Source organism: Wolbachia endosymbiont of Drosophila aff. chauvacae BK-2020, from assembly GCF_032848195.1.
GTDB classification, from domain to species: domain Bacteria; phylum Pseudomonadota; class Alphaproteobacteria; order Rickettsiales; family Anaplasmataceae; genus Wolbachia; species Wolbachia pipientis.
Genome location: NZ_CP136586.1, coordinates 151184 through 169369, shown reverse-complemented (window position 1 = coordinate 169369; position 18186 = coordinate 151184). Strand labels below are relative to the sequence as shown.

At 34.5% G+C, this 18186-nt stretch carries 12 protein-coding genes, 1 tRNA gene and 1 pseudogene; 7 read left to right on the top strand and 7 right to left on the bottom strand.

The genetic code is table 11. The annotated features are described in order from the left end of the window. Positions 1 to 8 precede the first annotated feature (8 nt). Positions 9 to 1487 carry a UbiD family decarboxylase gene (locus R0F62_RS00850; protein WP_038198474.1) on the top strand — a complete coding sequence of 493 codons (1479 nt, stop codon included), beginning with the start codon at positions 9 to 11 and terminating at the stop codon, positions 1485 to 1487. Between the two features lie 778 nt (positions 1488 to 2265). Here the strand turns inward: R0F62_RS00850 and ubiA are convergent. From ubiA to R0F62_RS00825, 5 genes are all read right to left on the bottom strand, one after another. Beyond that, a complete protein-coding gene (gene ubiA / locus R0F62_RS00845) occupies positions 2266 to 3123 on the bottom strand; it encodes a 4-hydroxybenzoate octaprenyltransferase (RefSeq protein WP_010963177.1) in 858 nt (285 codons plus the stop codon). 3 nt (positions 3124 to 3126) lie between these two features. After that, on the bottom strand, positions 3127 to 3525 hold the full coding sequence (locus R0F62_RS00840) for a ribosome-binding factor A (protein WP_006279769.1): 399 nt from the start codon (positions 3523 to 3525) through the stop codon (positions 3127 to 3129). A 9-nt stretch (positions 3526 to 3534) separates the two neighbouring features. Then, the gene (gene infB / locus R0F62_RS00835) at positions 3535 to 5859 is read right to left on the bottom strand and encodes a translation initiation factor IF-2 (RefSeq protein WP_274979096.1); all 2325 of its coding nucleotides are present in this window, start codon (positions 5857 to 5859) and stop codon (positions 3535 to 3537) included. Positions 5860 to 5868: 9 nt separating this feature from the next. After that, positions 5869 to 7431 (bottom strand): transcription termination factor NusA, encoded by a 1563-nt coding sequence (gene nusA / locus R0F62_RS00830; RefSeq protein WP_070357032.1) that lies wholly within the window; start codon positions 7429 to 7431, stop codon positions 5869 to 5871. Between the two features lie 88 nt (positions 7432 to 7519). After that, entirely contained in the window at positions 7520 to 10594 is a 3075-nt protein-coding gene (locus R0F62_RS00825; RefSeq protein WP_274979097.1) for an efflux RND transporter permease subunit, read from the bottom strand. Positions 10595 to 10769: 175 nt separating this feature from the next. On the opposite strand from R0F62_RS00825, the pseudogene R0F62_RS00820 reads away from it, so the two are divergent. Continuing rightward, positions 10770 to 11491 (top strand): annotated as a pseudogene (locus tag R0F62_RS00820) (hypothetical protein). 3 nt (positions 11492 to 11494) lie between these two features. On the opposite strand, the gene R0F62_RS00815 reads toward R0F62_RS00820, so the two are convergent. Further along, positions 11495 to 12232: a type I glutamate--ammonia ligase gene (locus R0F62_RS00815; protein ID WP_010963182.1), complete on the bottom strand. Its 738-nt coding sequence runs from the start codon at positions 12230 to 12232 to the stop codon at positions 11495 to 11497. Positions 12233 to 12558: 326 nt separating this feature from the next. Between R0F62_RS00815 and dnaA the strand changes: the two genes are divergently transcribed. Then, positions 12559 to 13941, top strand: a complete 1383-nt coding sequence (gene dnaA, locus R0F62_RS00810; protein ID WP_010962298.1) for a chromosomal replication initiator protein DnaA — start codon at positions 12559 to 12561, stop codon at positions 13939 to 13941. A 27-nt stretch (positions 13942 to 13968) separates the two neighbouring features. On the opposite strand, the gene R0F62_RS00805 is transcribed toward dnaA, so the two are convergent. Continuing rightward, positions 13969 to 15243: a metallophosphoesterase gene (locus tag R0F62_RS00805; RefSeq protein WP_022626184.1), complete on the bottom strand. Its 1275-nt coding sequence runs from the start codon at positions 15241 to 15243 to the stop codon at positions 13969 to 13971. 190 nt (positions 15244 to 15433) lie between these two features. On the opposite strand from R0F62_RS00805, the gene R0F62_RS00800 reads away from it, so the two are divergent. The 4 genes from R0F62_RS00800 to virB9 all read left to right on the top strand — a co-directional run bounded on the left by R0F62_RS00800 (position 15434) and on the right by virB9 (position 18173). Further along, a tRNA-Leu gene (locus tag R0F62_RS00800) sits at positions 15434 to 15521 on the top strand. A 29-nt stretch (positions 15522 to 15550) separates the two neighbouring features. Further along, positions 15551 to 16633, top strand: coding sequence for a GTP cyclohydrolase II (locus R0F62_RS00795; protein ID WP_010082649.1), 1083 nt, complete (start codon positions 15551 to 15553; stop codon positions 16631 to 16633). A gap of 72 nt (positions 16634 to 16705) precedes the next feature. Then, the gene (locus R0F62_RS00790) at positions 16706 to 17386 is read left to right on the top strand and encodes a VirB8 family type IV secretion system protein (protein WP_010082650.1); all 681 of its coding nucleotides are present in this window, start codon (positions 16706 to 16708) and stop codon (positions 17384 to 17386) included. Beyond that, complete coding sequence (gene virB9 / locus R0F62_RS00785) at positions 17373 to 18173, top strand: P-type conjugative transfer protein VirB9 (protein WP_174515708.1); 801 nt, start codon at positions 17373 to 17375, stop codon at positions 18171 to 18173. Before R0F62_RS00790 ends, virB9 begins: the two co-directional genes overlap by 14 nt. Positions 18174 to 18186 lie beyond the last annotated feature (13 nt).

Sequence of the window (18186 nt, the reverse complement as noted above, 5' to 3'; positions counted from 1 at the left end):
ACTGGAATATGTACAACAACTTACGCGACTTCATCAAAGCCTTAGAAGAAAAAAAAGATCTGATTAGGATTAAGGAGGAAGTTTCAACAGTTCTTGAAATGACAGAAATTCATCGCAGAGTTTTGTCAAGCAAAGGGCCAGCGATCATTTTTGAAAATGTTATCACAGAAAATGGCAAAAATTCGATTCCAGTTTTGGTGAATTTATTTGGTACTATTAAGAGGATTGCATTGGGGTTGAACATAAATCCTGATGAACTAAGAGATCTTGGTAAACTTTTAGCATTTTTGCAATCACCTGAGCCGCCAAAAAACTTTAAGGATGCTATAAAAATGTTTCCTTTGTTGAAAGTCGTGTTATCGATGCGAAGTAAAGTCGTGAGCAAGGCTCCATGTCAAGAGGTAGTGCTAACCGGAGATGAAGTGGACCTAAGTCTACTGCCCATTCAAACATGCTGGCCAAATGAACCTGCACCACTTATCACCTGGCCGATTGTGGTAACAAAAGGACCCACGAAAGAAAAGCAAGATAATTTTAATCTTGGAATATATCGTATGCAGGTTATAGATAAAAAAACAACACTAATGCGTTGGCTTGCACAAAGAGGTGGCGCAACTCACCATAAGCGTTGGAAGGAAGAAGGCAGAGATATGAAATTTCCTGCTGCTGCTGTGATCGGTAGTGATCCTGCAACGATTATTGCTGCGGTAACTCCAGTGCCAGAAACATTGTCAGAATACCAATTTGCTGGACTACTGCGAAAGAAGCCGCTTGAGCTTGTAAATTGTAAGACTATTCCACTTCAAGTGCCAGCTCACGCAGAAATCGTTCTGGAAGGCTATGTGAGTTTGGATAGCTATCAAGACGAAGGGCCATACGGAGACCACACTGGCTACTATAATTCTGTTGAGCAATTTCCTGAATTTAATATTACTGCAATTACTATGCGCAAAAATCCAATTTATCTCAGCACTTTCACTGGCAAGCCACCTGATGAACCATCGATTCTTGGTGAAGCACTCAACGAAATTTTTGTGCCCATTCTTATCAATCAATTTCCAGAGATAGTGGACTTTTATCTGCCACCGGAAGGTTGCTCATATAGAATAGCGGTAGTGTCGATAAAAAAATCCTATCCAGGGCAGGCAAAAAGAATTGTTATGGGCATACTTTCCTTTCTAAAGCAATTTTTATACACGAAGTTTATTATCGTTGTTGATGATGATATAAATGTACGTGATTGGAAGGAAGTGATGTGGGCAATGTCAACAAGGATGGACCCTGTGCGTGATACAATCATGATAGAAAATGCACCTATTGATTATTTAGACTTTGCTTCCCCTGAAAGTGGACTTGGAGGTAAGATGGGATTTGATGCGACAAATAAAATCCCGCCTGAAACCAAACGAGAGTGGGGAAAGAAAATTGAGATGAGTGAGGAAATAGTAAGGAAAGTCGCGGAGAAGTGGGAGGAATATATGGACTAGACTTCTTGCATAAAAGCAGAAAAAAGTTTGGCGTTTTTTATAATGCCGCATTAACTGATAATTGTGATTTAAGTTCGTCACAGTGCCCTTTTTTTGTCATCCTATAGCTATACCGCCGCGGTATCTCTTAGCCGCTAACAAGTAGTGGGATGACGAGCTTATCGTCATCCTGCCGCGAACCGTCATACCGCGATTCATTCGCGGTATCTCAGCCGCTAACAAGCAGCGGGATACTTAGGGATGACGGTTGTTGTTTAGCTGTAAATATTAAGAAATTTACCAAATGAAAAAAAAGGCAAAAGAAGCCCTGGGGTTATTATCCGCTTTAAAATATTGGCGTTTTTTATGTTTTAAACGCTTGACAAGCGAGATTCAGCCGCTTTTAATTGCAACTAACTTACGCTGCAAATGTTTAAGAAATTTACTAAGCAGAAAAAAAGACAAAGAATCCCCGAGTTAGCTAGTCTTTTACTATCTCTGTCGAGTATTGGCATTTTTTGATGTCTTGTAACGCTTTATAAGCGCGTTCAGCTTATTTAGATAAAAATCTAGATGTAGATGAAGTTTTGTAAAGACATACAGTATCTATATACTGCAAAAAATTGAACATAAGACGCCGATACATTAAGTAATCCTTACCTTTTAATCTGCAGATTGGCGAAAGCAAATACAATAGCTTCAGTTTCATGATAAGAGGGCTGGCGGAGTTTGTCAAGCAATTTTCGTTTCTGCGAGTACCTGAGTTTATTGACTTCATTAGAGCCAAAACTCTTGAGACCTAGGTGATAATTCTATCTAAAAGGATGCCAAAAAAGAGAAGCAACCCTACGTAGGAATTATTTTTAAATATGGACATGCATTGACTGGGATCGTCAGGATTGAAATTTTTGTATTGGCGGTGAAATATGAACCCTACAGCAAGTAGAGCAATATAAAAAATGTTATTTAATGATGATAAGATACCAGCATATAGCCACGTCATAAGAGATATTAAATAAAATCTTTTCAACCAAGATTTTGTTGTATCACCAAAATATAATGCGGTAGATTTCATCCCGAGTTTTTCATCATCTTTTTTATCTTGATGGGCGTATATGGTGTCATAGCTAAGTGTCCAAAAGACGCATCCTATATAAAACAGCAAGGATTCTATACTGATCTGGTTTGTTATTGCTGCTGAGCCCATGAGCGATCCCATATTGAAGGTAAACCCTAAGAACAATTGTGGCCACCAAACATACCGCTTTAATAAAGGGTAAGTAGCTATCATACACATTGAGATTATTCCAAGTATGAGTGTAGTTTTATTAGTTAATAATAAGATTACCAGGGCAATAGACAGTAACAGTGAAAGTAAAGCTAAAGCCTGCTTTATGTTTAATGCACCACTTGCAAGTGGCCTATATTTTGTTCGTTCAACGTGCGCATCTATTTTTCTATCGAAGATATCATTGATTATGCACCCTGCGGGTCTCATTAAAAATGCACCTATAGTAAACAAAACAAGGAGAAAAAGAACCTGATACGATAGAGAAGTTGAGGCTAAAAGAATACCGCTCAAACTGGGAAATAGCACAAGCCACAAACCTGTTAAACTGTGCAACCTCATTAATGAAAAGTAATGGTTGAAATACATTAATTAAGTGTGATTATGTAATATTTTGCTTACATTAACAAAATTATCGAACGCTAAATCAGGCTTGAAAACTAACTCAGGTATAAATCGCAAATCAACATAACACAATATAGATTTACGTATTGACCATGCAGACTGGTTCATTTCATTAACAACAGTGTTAATATCACAATTATTCTCAGAAGGATCTCCAGTGCGTCTTTTTTCTGGATCTAAGTAGTCAGCTACTTGAATATTCAATGAAGATAACACAATATATACATCTGCTTTTTTCAAATCTTTACTTAATTTTACGTCAGATACCGCTACATTTTTATTGAACACCTTACCTTCCATTAGAACTCTTGATATTGCTCTATGCAATACCGATGCTATCTTTAGGTTTCTAATTTCCTTTTTCATATCCAGCTACTATAACACCCTTTCTTCTTGCACTAATTGATAAGCTTTCAAAATATCTCCAACTTTAATATCGACATTACCCTCTAGTGATACTCCGCATTCAAAGTTTACACCTACTTCTTTAACATCATCTTTAAATCTACGTAGTGCTTTTAACTTTCCTTCATGCACCAATTTGCCACCACGCATTACCTTAATTAAAGAATCTTTTCTTATGACTCCATCACTTACGTAACATCCAATGATATTACCAGCTTTAGATACGTTAAATATTTGCCTCACAGATGCAAAGCCAACACAAACCTCTCGTGTAACAGGCTTTAACATTTTAGTTAAATACATTCTCATGTCGTCAATGAGCTCGTATATTATGTTATAAGTATGTATTTCTATACCTTTTTGTTTTGCCAAGTCCCTTATTTTTGAGTCCACTTTTACATTAAAAGCTAAAATTACTGCACTTGATGCTTCTGCAAGCAGCACATCTGAATCTGTTATCCCTCCTACTGCTTTGTGTAGGATATTTAATTTCACTTGGTCTTTACCGAGTTTATCAATTGAACTTGATATTGCTTCAATAGAACCAGTTACATCGCACTTTAAAACTACAGATAGTTCTTCTGTTTCGCTGTTATTACGACTGAATATATCTAAATTATTGTCGCCCAAATCTTCTTTCTTTTTCTTGATTAACTCTAACCTGTATTCAACAATTTCACGCGCCTGCTTTTCAGAATTTACAACAACAAATTTATCTCCAGCATTTGGTACACCATTTAGACCAGTAATTTCAATTGGAGCGGAGGGTAGTGCTGCTTTTTCTCTTTGACCGAGGTGATTAACCATACTACGTACTTTGCTGTATGTTGTACCAACTACCAATATATCACCAACCTTTAACGTTCCTTCCTCAATTATCAATGTGGCTGATATTCCTTTTGCTTTATCTATTTTGGATTCTATTACCCATCCAAGTGCTCGACAATCTTCTATTGCTTCTAGCTTCATTAATTCAGCGATTAACAAAATCGCCTCTTCTAGTTTATCTAAATTAGTTTTCTTTTTTGCTGATACTGGCATAATCATAACATCACCACCAAGCCCTTCAGGGATGAGATCATATTGAGGCAAACTATTAATTATTTTTTCTACATCACCAGGCTCAGATTTATCAATTTTATTAATAGCAACTATAATGGAAACATTTGCTGCTTTTGCATGATTTATTGCTTCAACTGTTTGTTTCATGATTCCATCGTCAGCTGCAACTACTATTACAACTATATTAGTAATATTGGCACCACGTGCACGCATCGCAGTGAACGCTTCATGTCCTGGTGTATCAATAAAGGTAATTTTTTGCTTATCTTTTGTCGTTATTTGATAAGCACCTATGTGTTGAGTTATGCCACCTGACTCTCTTTCTGCAACATTAGATTCACGAAATGCATCGAGCAATGAGGTTTTACCATGATCGACGTGTCCCATAAAAGTGACGATTGGTGGTTTAGGTTTTTTAGGCAGGCTTTCTCTGCCTTCTATAAAAAATAAATCTTTTTCTCTGTTGGTATCGCTCACTCGTTTAGCCGTATGATTAAATTTTTCCACTATTTCACATGCTATATCTGGATCCACCAGATCATCTACTCTATAACTCTCACCGACTTCTTCTTTGAACATTTTTAGCACACTCTTGCTATCTTCTGCCATGCGAATAGATAACTCCCTGATAGTTATTTTGTCTGGTATAATAACTTCTCTTGATATATTTTTACCCTTAGTAAACTTTGACTTTCTACCTCTTATACCAAACCTTTGCTTAAATACAGGGGGTTGTTCAGTTTTTTCATCTATTGCCTGTGCAATTACCAGTTTAGAATGCTTAGAATATATATCTTTGTTGACTTTAAAAGACTTTTTATCGTTGTCCTCATGGTCAATACTATCTTCTTTTGGTTCAACTAAGTGGGTATTACTTAAAACTTGCTTATTTATTTCCTTAGATAAAGCGTCCGCTTCATTTTTCTCGTCAATCTCTTTATTGCTGTCTTCTTTTGCTGTTTTCTCTTTTTCTTCTCTCTGATTTCTTTCTTTCAGCAAAGCAGCATTCTGCACAGCATTAATGCGAAAAATTTGTTCTTTCTCTGTTAAAGAACATAATTTACTCTCGTCAAATAAATTATGTTCTTCTGCATCATGAGATTTTTTTCTTCTTTTTTTTACTACTGTAGCTCCAGTACTTGGGCTAGCTGAAGAGTTTAAATTGAGGTCTAATTTAAGCTTGCTTAAACCTTGGAGCGTTAATTTTTTATCACTGATATCTTCATTATTCATATTATTTTATTATATTAATCCAAGCTTTTTACGTGCTTCTATGATTATTGAATCTACTGTATCTTTTAGATCTTCTTTGCTATCGGATGAGGAAGAGAGTATGCTGCAAAACTCATAACTTGATAAATCTGCTATGTCCTCTAAAGTCTTAATATCATGCTTACTAAGAGCAATTTTATTGTCTATTGATAAAGTTAAATTGATTACATCATCCTCCATACCTAAACTTTTTAGCTCTTCTATTTTTCTATCATTTTCTGCTTTCAGGTACTTATTTGCTCTATTGTGAAGTTCGTTTGCAATATCTTCATTAAAGCCCTCTATTGAAGCAAGCTCTTTAATTGAAGCGCTAGATATGTCTTCTACACTTGAAAAACCTTCTGTTACCAATAGCTGACCCATAATCTCTTCTAAGTTTAAAGCTTCAGCAAATAAAGCTGAACATTGACTAAGTTCTTTACTTCGCCTTTCTGATTCTTGCTGAGTGCTTAATATCTCAATTTTCCATCCAACAAGCTCTGAAGCTAATCTTACATTCTGGCCCTTTTTTCCTATCGCTAAACTCAATTGATCTTCAGCAACTATTAACTCTATGCAATTTTCATTTTCATCAATAATAACCTTCGATACTTCTGCAGGAGTAATGGCTTTAATAACGAATTGACCCAAATCTGAGGAGTAATTTATAACGTCAATTTTTTCACCATTTAATTCGTGTATAATAGTTTTTATTCTATCTCCCTTAACTCCAACACAAGCACCTACTGGATCAATGTTCTTGTCGGGAGAGAAAACGGCAACCTTAGACCTTGAACCAGCATCTCTAGCTATACCTTTAATTGTCACTAATCCGTCAGCAATTTCTGGTATTTCTTGATTTAATAATGCCTCCAAAAAGCCTTCATGAGTCCTAGAAAGAATAATTTGACGTCCATCATCAGAGCGCTTAACAGTCTGTATGTAAGCTTTAACCTTATCACCTTCACGAAATGATTCACCACCAGTTAAATTTCGCAATGGAAGATATGCCCTAGTGCCATTTATGTCTATAATAAGATCTGAATATTCTACTTGTTTAACAATACCATACCTTATTTCTCCCACTTTATCTTTAAACTCCTCATATTGCTTTTTTGACTCTTCATCTTTAATTACTTGAGCAATCTTTTGCTGGGCAATTCTTGCTGAAGCAAGATCAGTGTTAAGAGAGAGCAATTCACTAACAGTATCTCCAACTTTTGCATCTCCTTTTATTAATTTAGCTTGTGTAAGCGTAATTGATTCACACTCAGTATTCTCTTTTTCATTTGATTCATCATCAATAACTTTTAGTTTTCTATATGAAGTAACTTTGCCTGTGTTTCTATCTATATCAACTACAATTTTACTTTTGCTACCATATTTTTGATGAGCCACTGCTTCTATAGCACTTTCTAGTGCCTTTATTACAACATCAAAATCTAAACCTTTTTGAAGTGAAAGCTCTCCTGCTGTTTTTATTACATCAAGGCTTCCAACTATGTTATTCTTGTTACTTTTCTGCTTAACACTGCTTTTACGATTAGCAATCATAATAAATAAATCCAATGTAATTAGTTATAATTATAGCTCCAACGGGCAAAGAACACTATCTTAAATGTTAAATGATTGCTAATTTAAGTCAAGTTTTTTCATGTTTTTGTATAACAAGCAACGCAGGAGTAAAGAATAAAGTTAAAACCGTTGCAGCCAATATTCCACTTGCTATGGTTGTTGAAATGTCAACCCACCACTGGCTTGATGGAGCATCATATGTGATTTGTAGCGTAAAAAAATTGATATTTAACCTGGTAATCATCGGTATTAAACCAAGAACTGTGGTTGCAACGGTAAGCAATATTGGCCTAACGCGAGAAATTGCAGCGTTTATTACACATCGCTTGATGTCATTTTTGTGTACCTTAATTTGATGATGAAAGGCATCAAGCAATAGTATGTTATTATTCACTATAATTCCTGCCAAAGCAATTATCCCCACTCCACACATAACAACTACGAAAACTTGTTGGATAAGAAAGAAAACAAAAAACACACATGTTGTGGATAAAAACACTGCTGTCATTACGATAAATGTATGGTATACATTATTAAACTGTGTCACTAATACCAATATCATTAGTGTAATCGCTAATATAAAAGCCTTTAACAAAAATGCTCCTGATTTTTGTTGATCTTCTTTGTCGCCTTTAAAATCAATTTTTACTCCCTTGTCCCAATCCTGGGCAATAGAATTCTGAATGAACTTTACTCTTTCATCAACAAGATAGCCAGTATCAACGTCAGCAGAGATTGTCACTGTGCGTAATCCATCAATCCTGTTTAGTTTGTTTACCTTTTTTTCGGGAGCATATTTTACTATGTTGCTCATAGGATACGGGCCATTAACTGCATTGATAAAAAGATTGTCTATAGTCTTCATATTGCGGTCCTTTCTGGGGAAACGGAGTACAATATCGATTTCTTCATCCGTGTTATTTGGTCTATATTTTCCAATCAATACTCCATTTGTAACCATCTTTATAAAATCGCCAATGGTTGCAACACTTACTTCAGAGCTTGTAGCCTTACTCTTATCAACACTCATATTCCACTCTATTTCAGGTGCTGATCTGCTATCTTGAATATTTATAAACCCGGATGAAGGTTGGTTCATAATTTCTAGAATTTTCTCTGCTGCTAAATTCAAACTGGATACACTCCCGCTGAGGTTAATTTGTATTGGCTTGTCAGCCGACGGTCCTGGCTTTTCCTCTTGAACATTAATTATTATTCCTTTCATGTCTTGCACACTGCTCCTTATATCATTTAGTATGTGCTTAGCTTTGCGCCTGAAGCGCCAATCCATAAGTTCTAGTTGTATTCTGGCGATAACGTTGTCTGAAAATGCTCCTGATCTAGCATAAGAAACATGAATTTCTTTTTCAATGCTCAAAATGCGTTCTTCCACTTCTTTGAGTATCAGATCTCGTTCTTTGGCTGATAAGCTTTCTTTTGCTTTAACACTGATTAAAATATTATCTGAATCCACTTTCGGAAAAAACTTTACTCCAGGACCAAAAGTAAAGTACAGCACACTAAATGAAAACAAAACGAATACAGTAGCACATACGAATTTTTTAGGATGATCCAAAACCTTCTCTAGCATGCGTACGTAAGCTCTTATTATAGGCCCAGCATTTTTTATTTCACCACTTTCTATAGCACTCATTTTTTTTATTTCTTTTTTTGAAGTTATCGAAGGCTTACCAAATATTGCACCAAGTGTTGGTATAAAAACCAAAGCCATAATGAGCGATCCAGTCAAAGTTAGGATTATTGTAATTGGTATGTACTGCATGAATTTACCAACAGTATCAGGCCAGAATAATAGAGGAAAAAACACTGCTAATTTAGTTAACGTTGATGATAGAACCGGATAAAACATATCACGAACTGAAGTGTAAAAAGCTTCTACTTTGTCCATTCCGCAGATCATCTTTCCATCGGCATATTCGCTGATCACAATTGCATCATCAACCAGCATGCCAACAGCCATAATTAAACTGAAGAGCACAACGATATTTAAGGTTATACCCATAAAGTAAAGAGCTATTATCCCAATGAGAAAGGAACCGGGTATCGAGAGTGCCACAAGAATAGCAATCCTTGTTCCCATAGAAAGCATCATTATGATCAATATTAACAACACAGCAAATATTATGCCGTTTTCCAAGTCATCAAGCACATCGCGGACGTTTTTTGACTGGTCGTTTAAGTACACCACTTTTAAATTTTCAGGTAATTGATCTTTTGCCTTATCCATTAAGTATTTTACTTGATTTACTGTGTCTATTATGTTTTTTCCGTTACGTTTTGAAATTCCTAGCACGACACTAGGTAATCCATTAATGCGAGCAAATCCTTGGTGATCCTCAAACCTAGGGTATACTTTTGCTATATCTTTGATTCTCAAAACTGCATCGCCTTGAGATCTAATAGGAATATTCATAATATCTTCTATATCTTTTAATAACCCTGATATTTTAATCGAATATTTACCGGTATCATTTTCCAGTGACCCAGCTCCCACTAGTCTGTTATTGCTTGATATAGCTTGGAATATTTCGTTTGATTGAATGTTATATTTTGTTAGAACTGTGGGCTCAACTATCACTTCCACTGTTTCTTTACGCATACCTGCCACTTCAACTTTGAGAACATTTGGCAGAGATTCTATTTCTTTCTTTAGCTTGCGTGCTATTTCAGTTAAGGCTCTTTCTGGCAAATTACCAATTAAGCCGACATTGAGTATCGGAAATAAGCTCAAGTTTATTTCATTGATTATCGGAGATTCCGCTTCAACAGGTAACTTCGATTTTATGTTTGAAAGCTTTGAACGGACATTATCGAGCACTTCTTTATTATCATACTCTGTTCCAAATTCGAGTATCATGTGAGCACCATCATTAGTTGCAAAAGCTCTCAATTCTCTTACACCTTCGATGGATCTTAGTTCATTTTCTATAGGAAGCACTAATAGCTTTTCACTATCTTGAGCAGAAATCCCAGGAAGTCCAACAAACACGCTGATTATAGGAATCTGTATACCAGGATTGCTTTCCCTTGGCATTTTTACATAAACGTATGAACCGAAGATAAAAATTACTATAAGTAATAATACCACCGCCCTGTTTCGCTCTATGAGTAAGCTCTGCATGTTGAATGTTAGCTGAATATGTGCGTTTGTACAATATTATAGTCGAGATACATTGCATATTAATTAATCCTTGTGTAGCTTTAAAACTTTACGCAAATAATTAAAATTTTTGCAAAATTGCAAGTATAAGAAAATTTCTGTATAATAATTCTAGAGCAGTATTTGAGAGGTTATTATGGTGGCAATTCTCAATATAACAAAAGGCAAAAATAAAGTTATTGTGTCTGGATTAGCTGGAGCTTTATCAGCTTTAATATTTTTAACAGCAATCCACATTGCCGCAAAGATAGCCATTATCGTTTCTGCTGCTGCAGTTACTTACTTATTACTTTCGCTGATTCATAAAATAAGAACTAAAAAAGAACAGGCTGCTGAAATTACTGGTGTTTCAGGAGATGAAGGTGAAGAAAAAGGTACCGTAAAAGAACCAAAAAGAACTGAAACTGAGCTAGCAGAAGAAATAATAAGGAAAAGAGCAGAAGAGCGCATGGAGAAAGGATCACTTGGTGGCCCTATAAATGCGTTTGGCGAACCAATTCTTGATGAATTTAAGAACACTGAAGGCAGTCATTCTGCTGATTATACAAAAACTATGGTAGTACCTGAGAAAATTATTCTTGACATGTCAGATGATAGAAATCCTGCACAAAATAACTCTAGCTCTATAAAGAATCAGATAAAATCTCTCCCTGAACACATGGATGTATCTGGTAATCCACTTCCTGAGCAGCCACCGAGCAACCTTACCAATATAGGGCTTGGATCATCTAAAAGTACGCAGAAACTATCTGCTGCAGACTTGCTATTACAGTATGGGAATGTAAATAATGATGTGAGGAAAGTGCTAGAATGGCCAATTACCTCAAGGAGTTTAATGGGTTAGGGTTTAACAGGTAGTTGCTATATCAAACTCTCCATCTTATATTGAGGATCAGATGCAATGCCATACACTCTATTTGGCGGAGCAATTTTGTTCTCTATACCAAAAACTATACCTTCAATTATTGCTGTGAGTACTTTTTCAAGGTTACAATCTGTTCCAGGAACACGGTGCTCTAGGCGGCATCTTTTGGAATCGTTGCCAAAATAGGGAATTCTTATCGCAGCAGTTCTGTTATTTACTCCCCAACTAATCGTAGTTGGAGTGTGAATATCCGGATACTGAAATCTTAAATATGAATCATCATTTGGAGCAAAAAACAACATATGTTTTTTCATCATTGCACATAATCCACCAATACTATGAATCAGATAGTCACTGTACTTTTGCTCATTGATATAAAATAAGTTACCGTTATTTGAATTCACGAGATTAACATGCACATTTAATGCACTGCCTGCTCTATCCAAATAAGGCTTTGCTTTAAAAGAAACATTCCCACCTAGTTTTTGTGCTGTTTCAGTAAGTGATTGTTTTGCTAACTCAAAATGCTTAATTAAATTGTAGGAGTTCGTATAACAACCACTTTTTATCTCATACTGATGTGTAGAATTCTCCTTCTCGCAAGAAAATTCAAGAGATGCTATTTTATTTTTGATGCTATTCAGAAATAAGTATTCTTTTTCTATTCCTTCAATGTAAAACTCTAGTTCAATACCGAATACAGCATAACAACTCAAATTACTTAATATAATCATAAATTTGCTTCAGTAAATCTATATTAGGTTAGCTATATTTATATGAATACTTTACTTATTTGCCAGTAAATTTAACATCTTATTTATACATAATGTATTACTGTTTTTAATAGCATGCTTCTAATCCTCGATACAAGCGACATTTACAAATTTTTCATTTTTTTGAAATAAAAATGATCAATTTTAATGTTTTTATACCCTTTACAACCCATCAAAAAATCACCATAATTTTTAGTATGTATTAAGTAGTATTAGCTTTTCATTTTGCAGTAAGCTATTGATTATCTTATATTTTTCTAATTATTGCTTTTTTCTTGGTGTGGTATATGAACTTAACTAGCCCTAAGGTTTCTACTATGTTTTTTGATCAGATTATTACAGTAACGGATCACAATGTTACTTGGGAAAAAATCCAAAATTGTCTTTATAATCTTTATGGAGAAGCAACATATAATAGCTGGCTGAGTTCACTAAAATTTGTCAGTAGCAGAAATGGGGAAGTTCTTTTATCCGTGTCAACAAGGTTTATAAAAGAGTGGATTACAGTTCATTACATGAAAAAAATATTATCATTATGGCAAAGCGAAGATAAAAGTATACGTTCTATTGATATTCAAGTAATTGAGGAGAGGAATTCAAATTTTAATGTTATACTAAAAAACAGAGAGGAAAGTAATCATAATCTTGGTTCGCCGCTAGATCCAAGGTTCACCTTTGATAATTTTGTAGTGGGAAAGCCAAATGAATTAGCATTTACGGCGGCAAAGCGTGTGGCAGAATCTATAGATCCAATATTAGGCAGCAATCCTTTGTTTCTATATGGTGGAGTGGGACTTGGTAAAACACATCTAATGCATGCTATAGCTTGGCACATAGTCAATTCCCCATCAGCAAAAAGAAAAGTGGTGTATTTATCAGCAGAGAAATTCATGTACCAATATATTACAGCGCTGCGAAGCAAAGATATTATGTTATTTAAAGAGCAATTTAGATCAGTAGATGTATTGATGGTAGATGATGTGCAATTTATCAGTGGTAAAGATAGTACACAAGAAGAATTTTTTCACACTTTCAATGCATTGATAGACCAAAATAAACAATTGGTTATATCAGCTGATAGGTCTCCTAGTGATCTTGATGGAGTGGAAGAAAGAATAAAATCACGACTCGGTTGGGGGTTGGTGGCAGATATTAATGAAACAACTTTTGAATTAAGACTTGGTATATTGCAGGCAAAAGTGGAGCAGATGAATATGTATGTTCCGAAAGATGTCCTAGAGTTTTTAGCAAGGAACATAAAATCTAATATAAGAGAATTAGAAGGAGCATTAAATAAGGTTACCCATACCTCATTAATTGGAAGAAGTATGACGGTAGAATCAGCTAGTGAAACCCTAATCGATCTTCTTAGGTCAAATCATAGGTCAGTCACAATAGAAGAAATACAAAAGAAAGTAGCTGAATTTTTCAATATAAAGGTTGCAGATATGCAATCCAATAGAAGGCTTCGCAGTCTTGCAAGGCCAAGACAAATAGCTATGTATTTTGCCAAAAAATTTACGCAAAAAAGCCTACCAGATATTGGGAGAAACTTTGGTGGCAGAGACCATGCTACTGTTATACATGCAGTAAAACAAGTAGAAAATTTTATAAAGACCGACTCAAAATTTGCTGATGAAATCAATCGATTAAAAAAAATGTTTAAGTAGCGTTTTTAAAATAGCTAATAACAAATCCTAAAATGAATCGACTATAGTTTTAATCCGTTTAAGTTTAAAATCTTCTGTTAGCTTCGCAGAATACATTTCCTTATTGTGTTGATTATAGAAGGTAAATTCGTGATCATCTAAATTTAGTATTGCAAAGCCAAAGCCAAAAAAGTTTCTAACCTCGTGTGCTAAGTAGTTTTTACCATTTGAATAGTCAAATTCTACATTTTGATAAACAGATTCTTGATCTTGAGCGTGTAATGATGCACCACCGTTTCCAACTATAATTTGGTCTGGAACATTATCCATTAATAAAATCTGGGCTATATGAATGTGGCCAGAAACTATGGTAGTAACATTGCTTGGAAATTTATCTCCAAAAGCTTCGATTTGTGTAAGATTACCATGGCTTTTTAATGTCAAAAATTCTTTTTTTGGAGATCTCCAAAGCGGTTTATGAGTTAAAAACCACATGGGCTTGTCAGAACTATTTTGTATCAATTTATCAAATTGCCTCTCAAAAGCATCAATTGTGCTTTGGGTTGTAAAAATATCCTCACCGGATGAAGAGTCGAAGATAAAAAATTTCATCGGTCCAGCATCTAAGGACCAACTAGAAACGAAGTTTCCACATTTTTCAGACGAAAAGGGGTATGAATCTAGATACCTGAACCATCCTTCATAAGCTCTATCACAACTCTCATGGTTTCCACGAACAAAAAGGAAAGGGGATTGTGATAAAATATCCTTTGCAGGCTCAAACCAATCAGCGTACCAAACTTCTTTATTATATCCATAAATATCGCCACACTTTTTTGTATTTCTACATTTTGTTTGTCTATAATGATAATCACCAACATGGATAATTAAATCTGGTTTATGAAGGGCGATTGAATCTAAATTTTTTTTTAAAGGCCAGCTATCTACCGAATTACATTCCTGCTGAAATAACATATTTATTCTACAGCCCGTGTCACCAATGAAAGCAATTTTATTAACCTTTTTTGGTAATATAGGAACCCGTAGATCCTCAATACTAATGTTTTTGGCACTTGTTTGTACTGTCAGTTCACAAACTGTTTCGTTATGACCACCATTGTTAATTGAGCTGCGATTCAGCATTTCTGTTTCCTCGCCATCAACATAAACAATGGGACACATGTCATTGTCCGTAATTGCGCGTATGCTTAGTTTATTTTCTGGGATAACTTGAGACCATGTGTATAATATTTGTGCATGGACGAAATGAAAGCTAGTTATAAGAGAGAGAGCTAAAAAAATAAAGATATTAGCTATATTCATTTGTATAAAAACCTAAGTTAAAAATTAGTAGTAAGGTTATCTTAAATGATTAAAACTTATAATCACAAAATTCATAATCAAATTATACAAACAATTTCTAAATTATTCTAGTATCAGATTGACACTCTAGATGAAAAATTCTAAAATGATTAAGTAATTTAAAATAATTATATAAAAACTAGAATATAGTGCGGCCGTGGTGGAATTGGTAGACACGCAGCGTTGAGGTCGCTGTGGCTCATAAGGCCTTGGAAGTTCAAGTCTTCTCGGCCGCACCAGTTTTTATCGCTGTTTAATATGGGTAAAAATGTTTATAGGAAATCAGAGTAGCAATAAGGTAGAAAGAGCTATCAGCGAAATCAGGCGCGGTCGGCCAATTGTAATATATGATGAAAGTAATTACCTATTGTTTGCTGCTGCTGAGGCTTTAGAAAGAGATTTATTTAATCAATACAAGCTTACATCAAGTAATGTATATGTTACTTTAACTTCAAGTAAGGTAAAATACATATCTCAGAATAAAGAACATAACAGCAAACGTCTGTTGGTGAATAATTTTGATGAACTGCTCTATTTAATAAACTGTTCAAAGGAAGATTGCATAAAAGAGTTGCAATGCTCAAAGACAATAGATGAATGTGCTATTGCCTTGCTTAAGTTCTCAGAATTATTGCCATACGCGTTAGTGGCTGATATGACTTTTGAGAATAACCATGAAATGCGAAATTGGTGCGAGAAAAATGACGTTATTGCACTGGACACGTCATTCATAAATAATTTTCAAGAAAATCAGGATGTATATGAAGTGTGCAAAACATCATTATTTTTAAAACAGACTCAAGAAGTAAATATCATATCTTATAGAACCGAAAGTGGTGGAAGAGAACATCATGCAATTATCATTGGCAATCCAGATAAAGATGACGAACCATTAGTGAGAATTCATTCTTCGTGCTATACGGGTGACTTGTTAGATAGCTTGTCATGCGATTGCAGAAGTCAGTTACATCAAGCAATTCAAATGATAGCTGACTCTGGAAGTGGTATTATATTGTATTTGATGCAAGATGGAAGAGGCATTGGTTTAACTAATAAGTTAAGAGCGTACAGTATGCAAAGAGGACATAATCTTGATACTGTTGATGCAAATAGAATATTGGGTTTTGAAGATGATGAAAGGAGTTTTGCTGTTGCAGCTAAAATGCTTAAGAAATTGAACATTAACAAAATCCAATTACTTACAAACAATGATAGGAAATTGTCAGAATTGGAAAGTAGTGGTATAGGAGTTACAAAGTGTCTACCACTTATTGTGGAACGTAATAAATATAACGATTCATATATGGAGACAAAGTTTGGTAAATTAGGCCATAGATTAAGAGTTTTTTAGCTTTTTTGCTGTAACTACTTTGTTAATTTGCTATGTTTATTAACATAAGTTAAGATTTTTAGGAATACTAAAATGCTAAGATTTTTTAAGCGAGAAAAAAATACTGAATCCTTAGATAAGGATATAAATTGGAATTCAAACCGCTACAGCACAGTTATTGCTCAAAGGAATATTCTACTTTTATTTGCATTAATATTATTAGCAACGATCTCTATCAGCATATTAGTCATATTTAAAATTAGCACAAGTAGCACTATTGAGCCATTTGTTATAGAAATTGACAAGAAATCAGGAATAGTGCAATTGGTTGATCCTGTCACAGTAAAACAGTATTCTGCAGATGAAGCGCTAAACGATTATTTTATTTCAGAGTATATAAAAGCAAGGGAGGTTTTTGATCCATATCATTATAATTATAACTATTATACAAAGGTGAGGTTGTTTTCCTCACCTGATGTGTATAATGAATTTAGAAATTATGTAGGATCGCAGAATATGGATGATCTTTTTAATTTATATTCAGATACCAAAAGTGAATTTAAAATTCGCTCAATTCAAAAGTTGGGTAACGATGCTCTTCAGGTGAGATTTTTTGTGGAATTTACACGGAAAGATGGAAGTTCTACGAGAAAAAATAAGATAGTTATTATGTCATATAGATATGCATCGCTTGAAATGGATGATCAGCAAAGATATATTAACCCATTAGGATTTCAAGTTATTTCATATAGAGTAGATGATGAATATGTATAGGATATTATTAGTTTTAGCTTTACTTGTAAGTGGCAATTTAAACGCATCCATTAATTATAATGAGCCTATTTCTATAGATAGTAGAATAAAGACTTTTGTGTATAGCCCTAATGAAGTATTTACGGTGGTTTTTAGTCAGGGTTACTATTCTTATATTGAATTTGCGGAAGGAGAAAAAGTTAAAAATATCGCTGTTGGTGATGCATCAAGTTGGAAAATTAATCCTTATGACAATAAATTGCTTATCATGCCATTTGAAGTTAGTAGTCGCACTAACATGATTATTACGACAACTAAAAAAAGAAATTACATTTTTGATTTAATCTCAAGGCCAAACTACGATAAATACCCGGATACTGATGCTAAGAAAGTAGATCACGATTATTCTGCTGAAAAGGATATATCTTACGTAGTACGTTTTTATTATCCTCAAGAAGAAGGTGAATTTGATGTTGATTTAGATGAGGTTTCTTTACCTACTCAAATGCAATATACTACAGACAAGCTAGAAAAAATAATACAAGAAAATGATACGAAGTACAATTATACATATATTGATGAAGGTGGTAATGCGGATATAGTTCCGATCGAGTTATTTGATGATGGTTATTTAACCTATTTAAAATTTAGAAATAATAATAAAATACCTCAGGTTTTTGTAGAAGGGGAGGATAAACCTTGTAAAAGGCTGTTATTTGATGATTATGTTATAATAAAAGGAGTACATAAAAAGCTATTTATGCGTTATGAAGATGGTGAAGTTGAAATTATAAATAGGTCACTTTAGCTGTGGTACATGC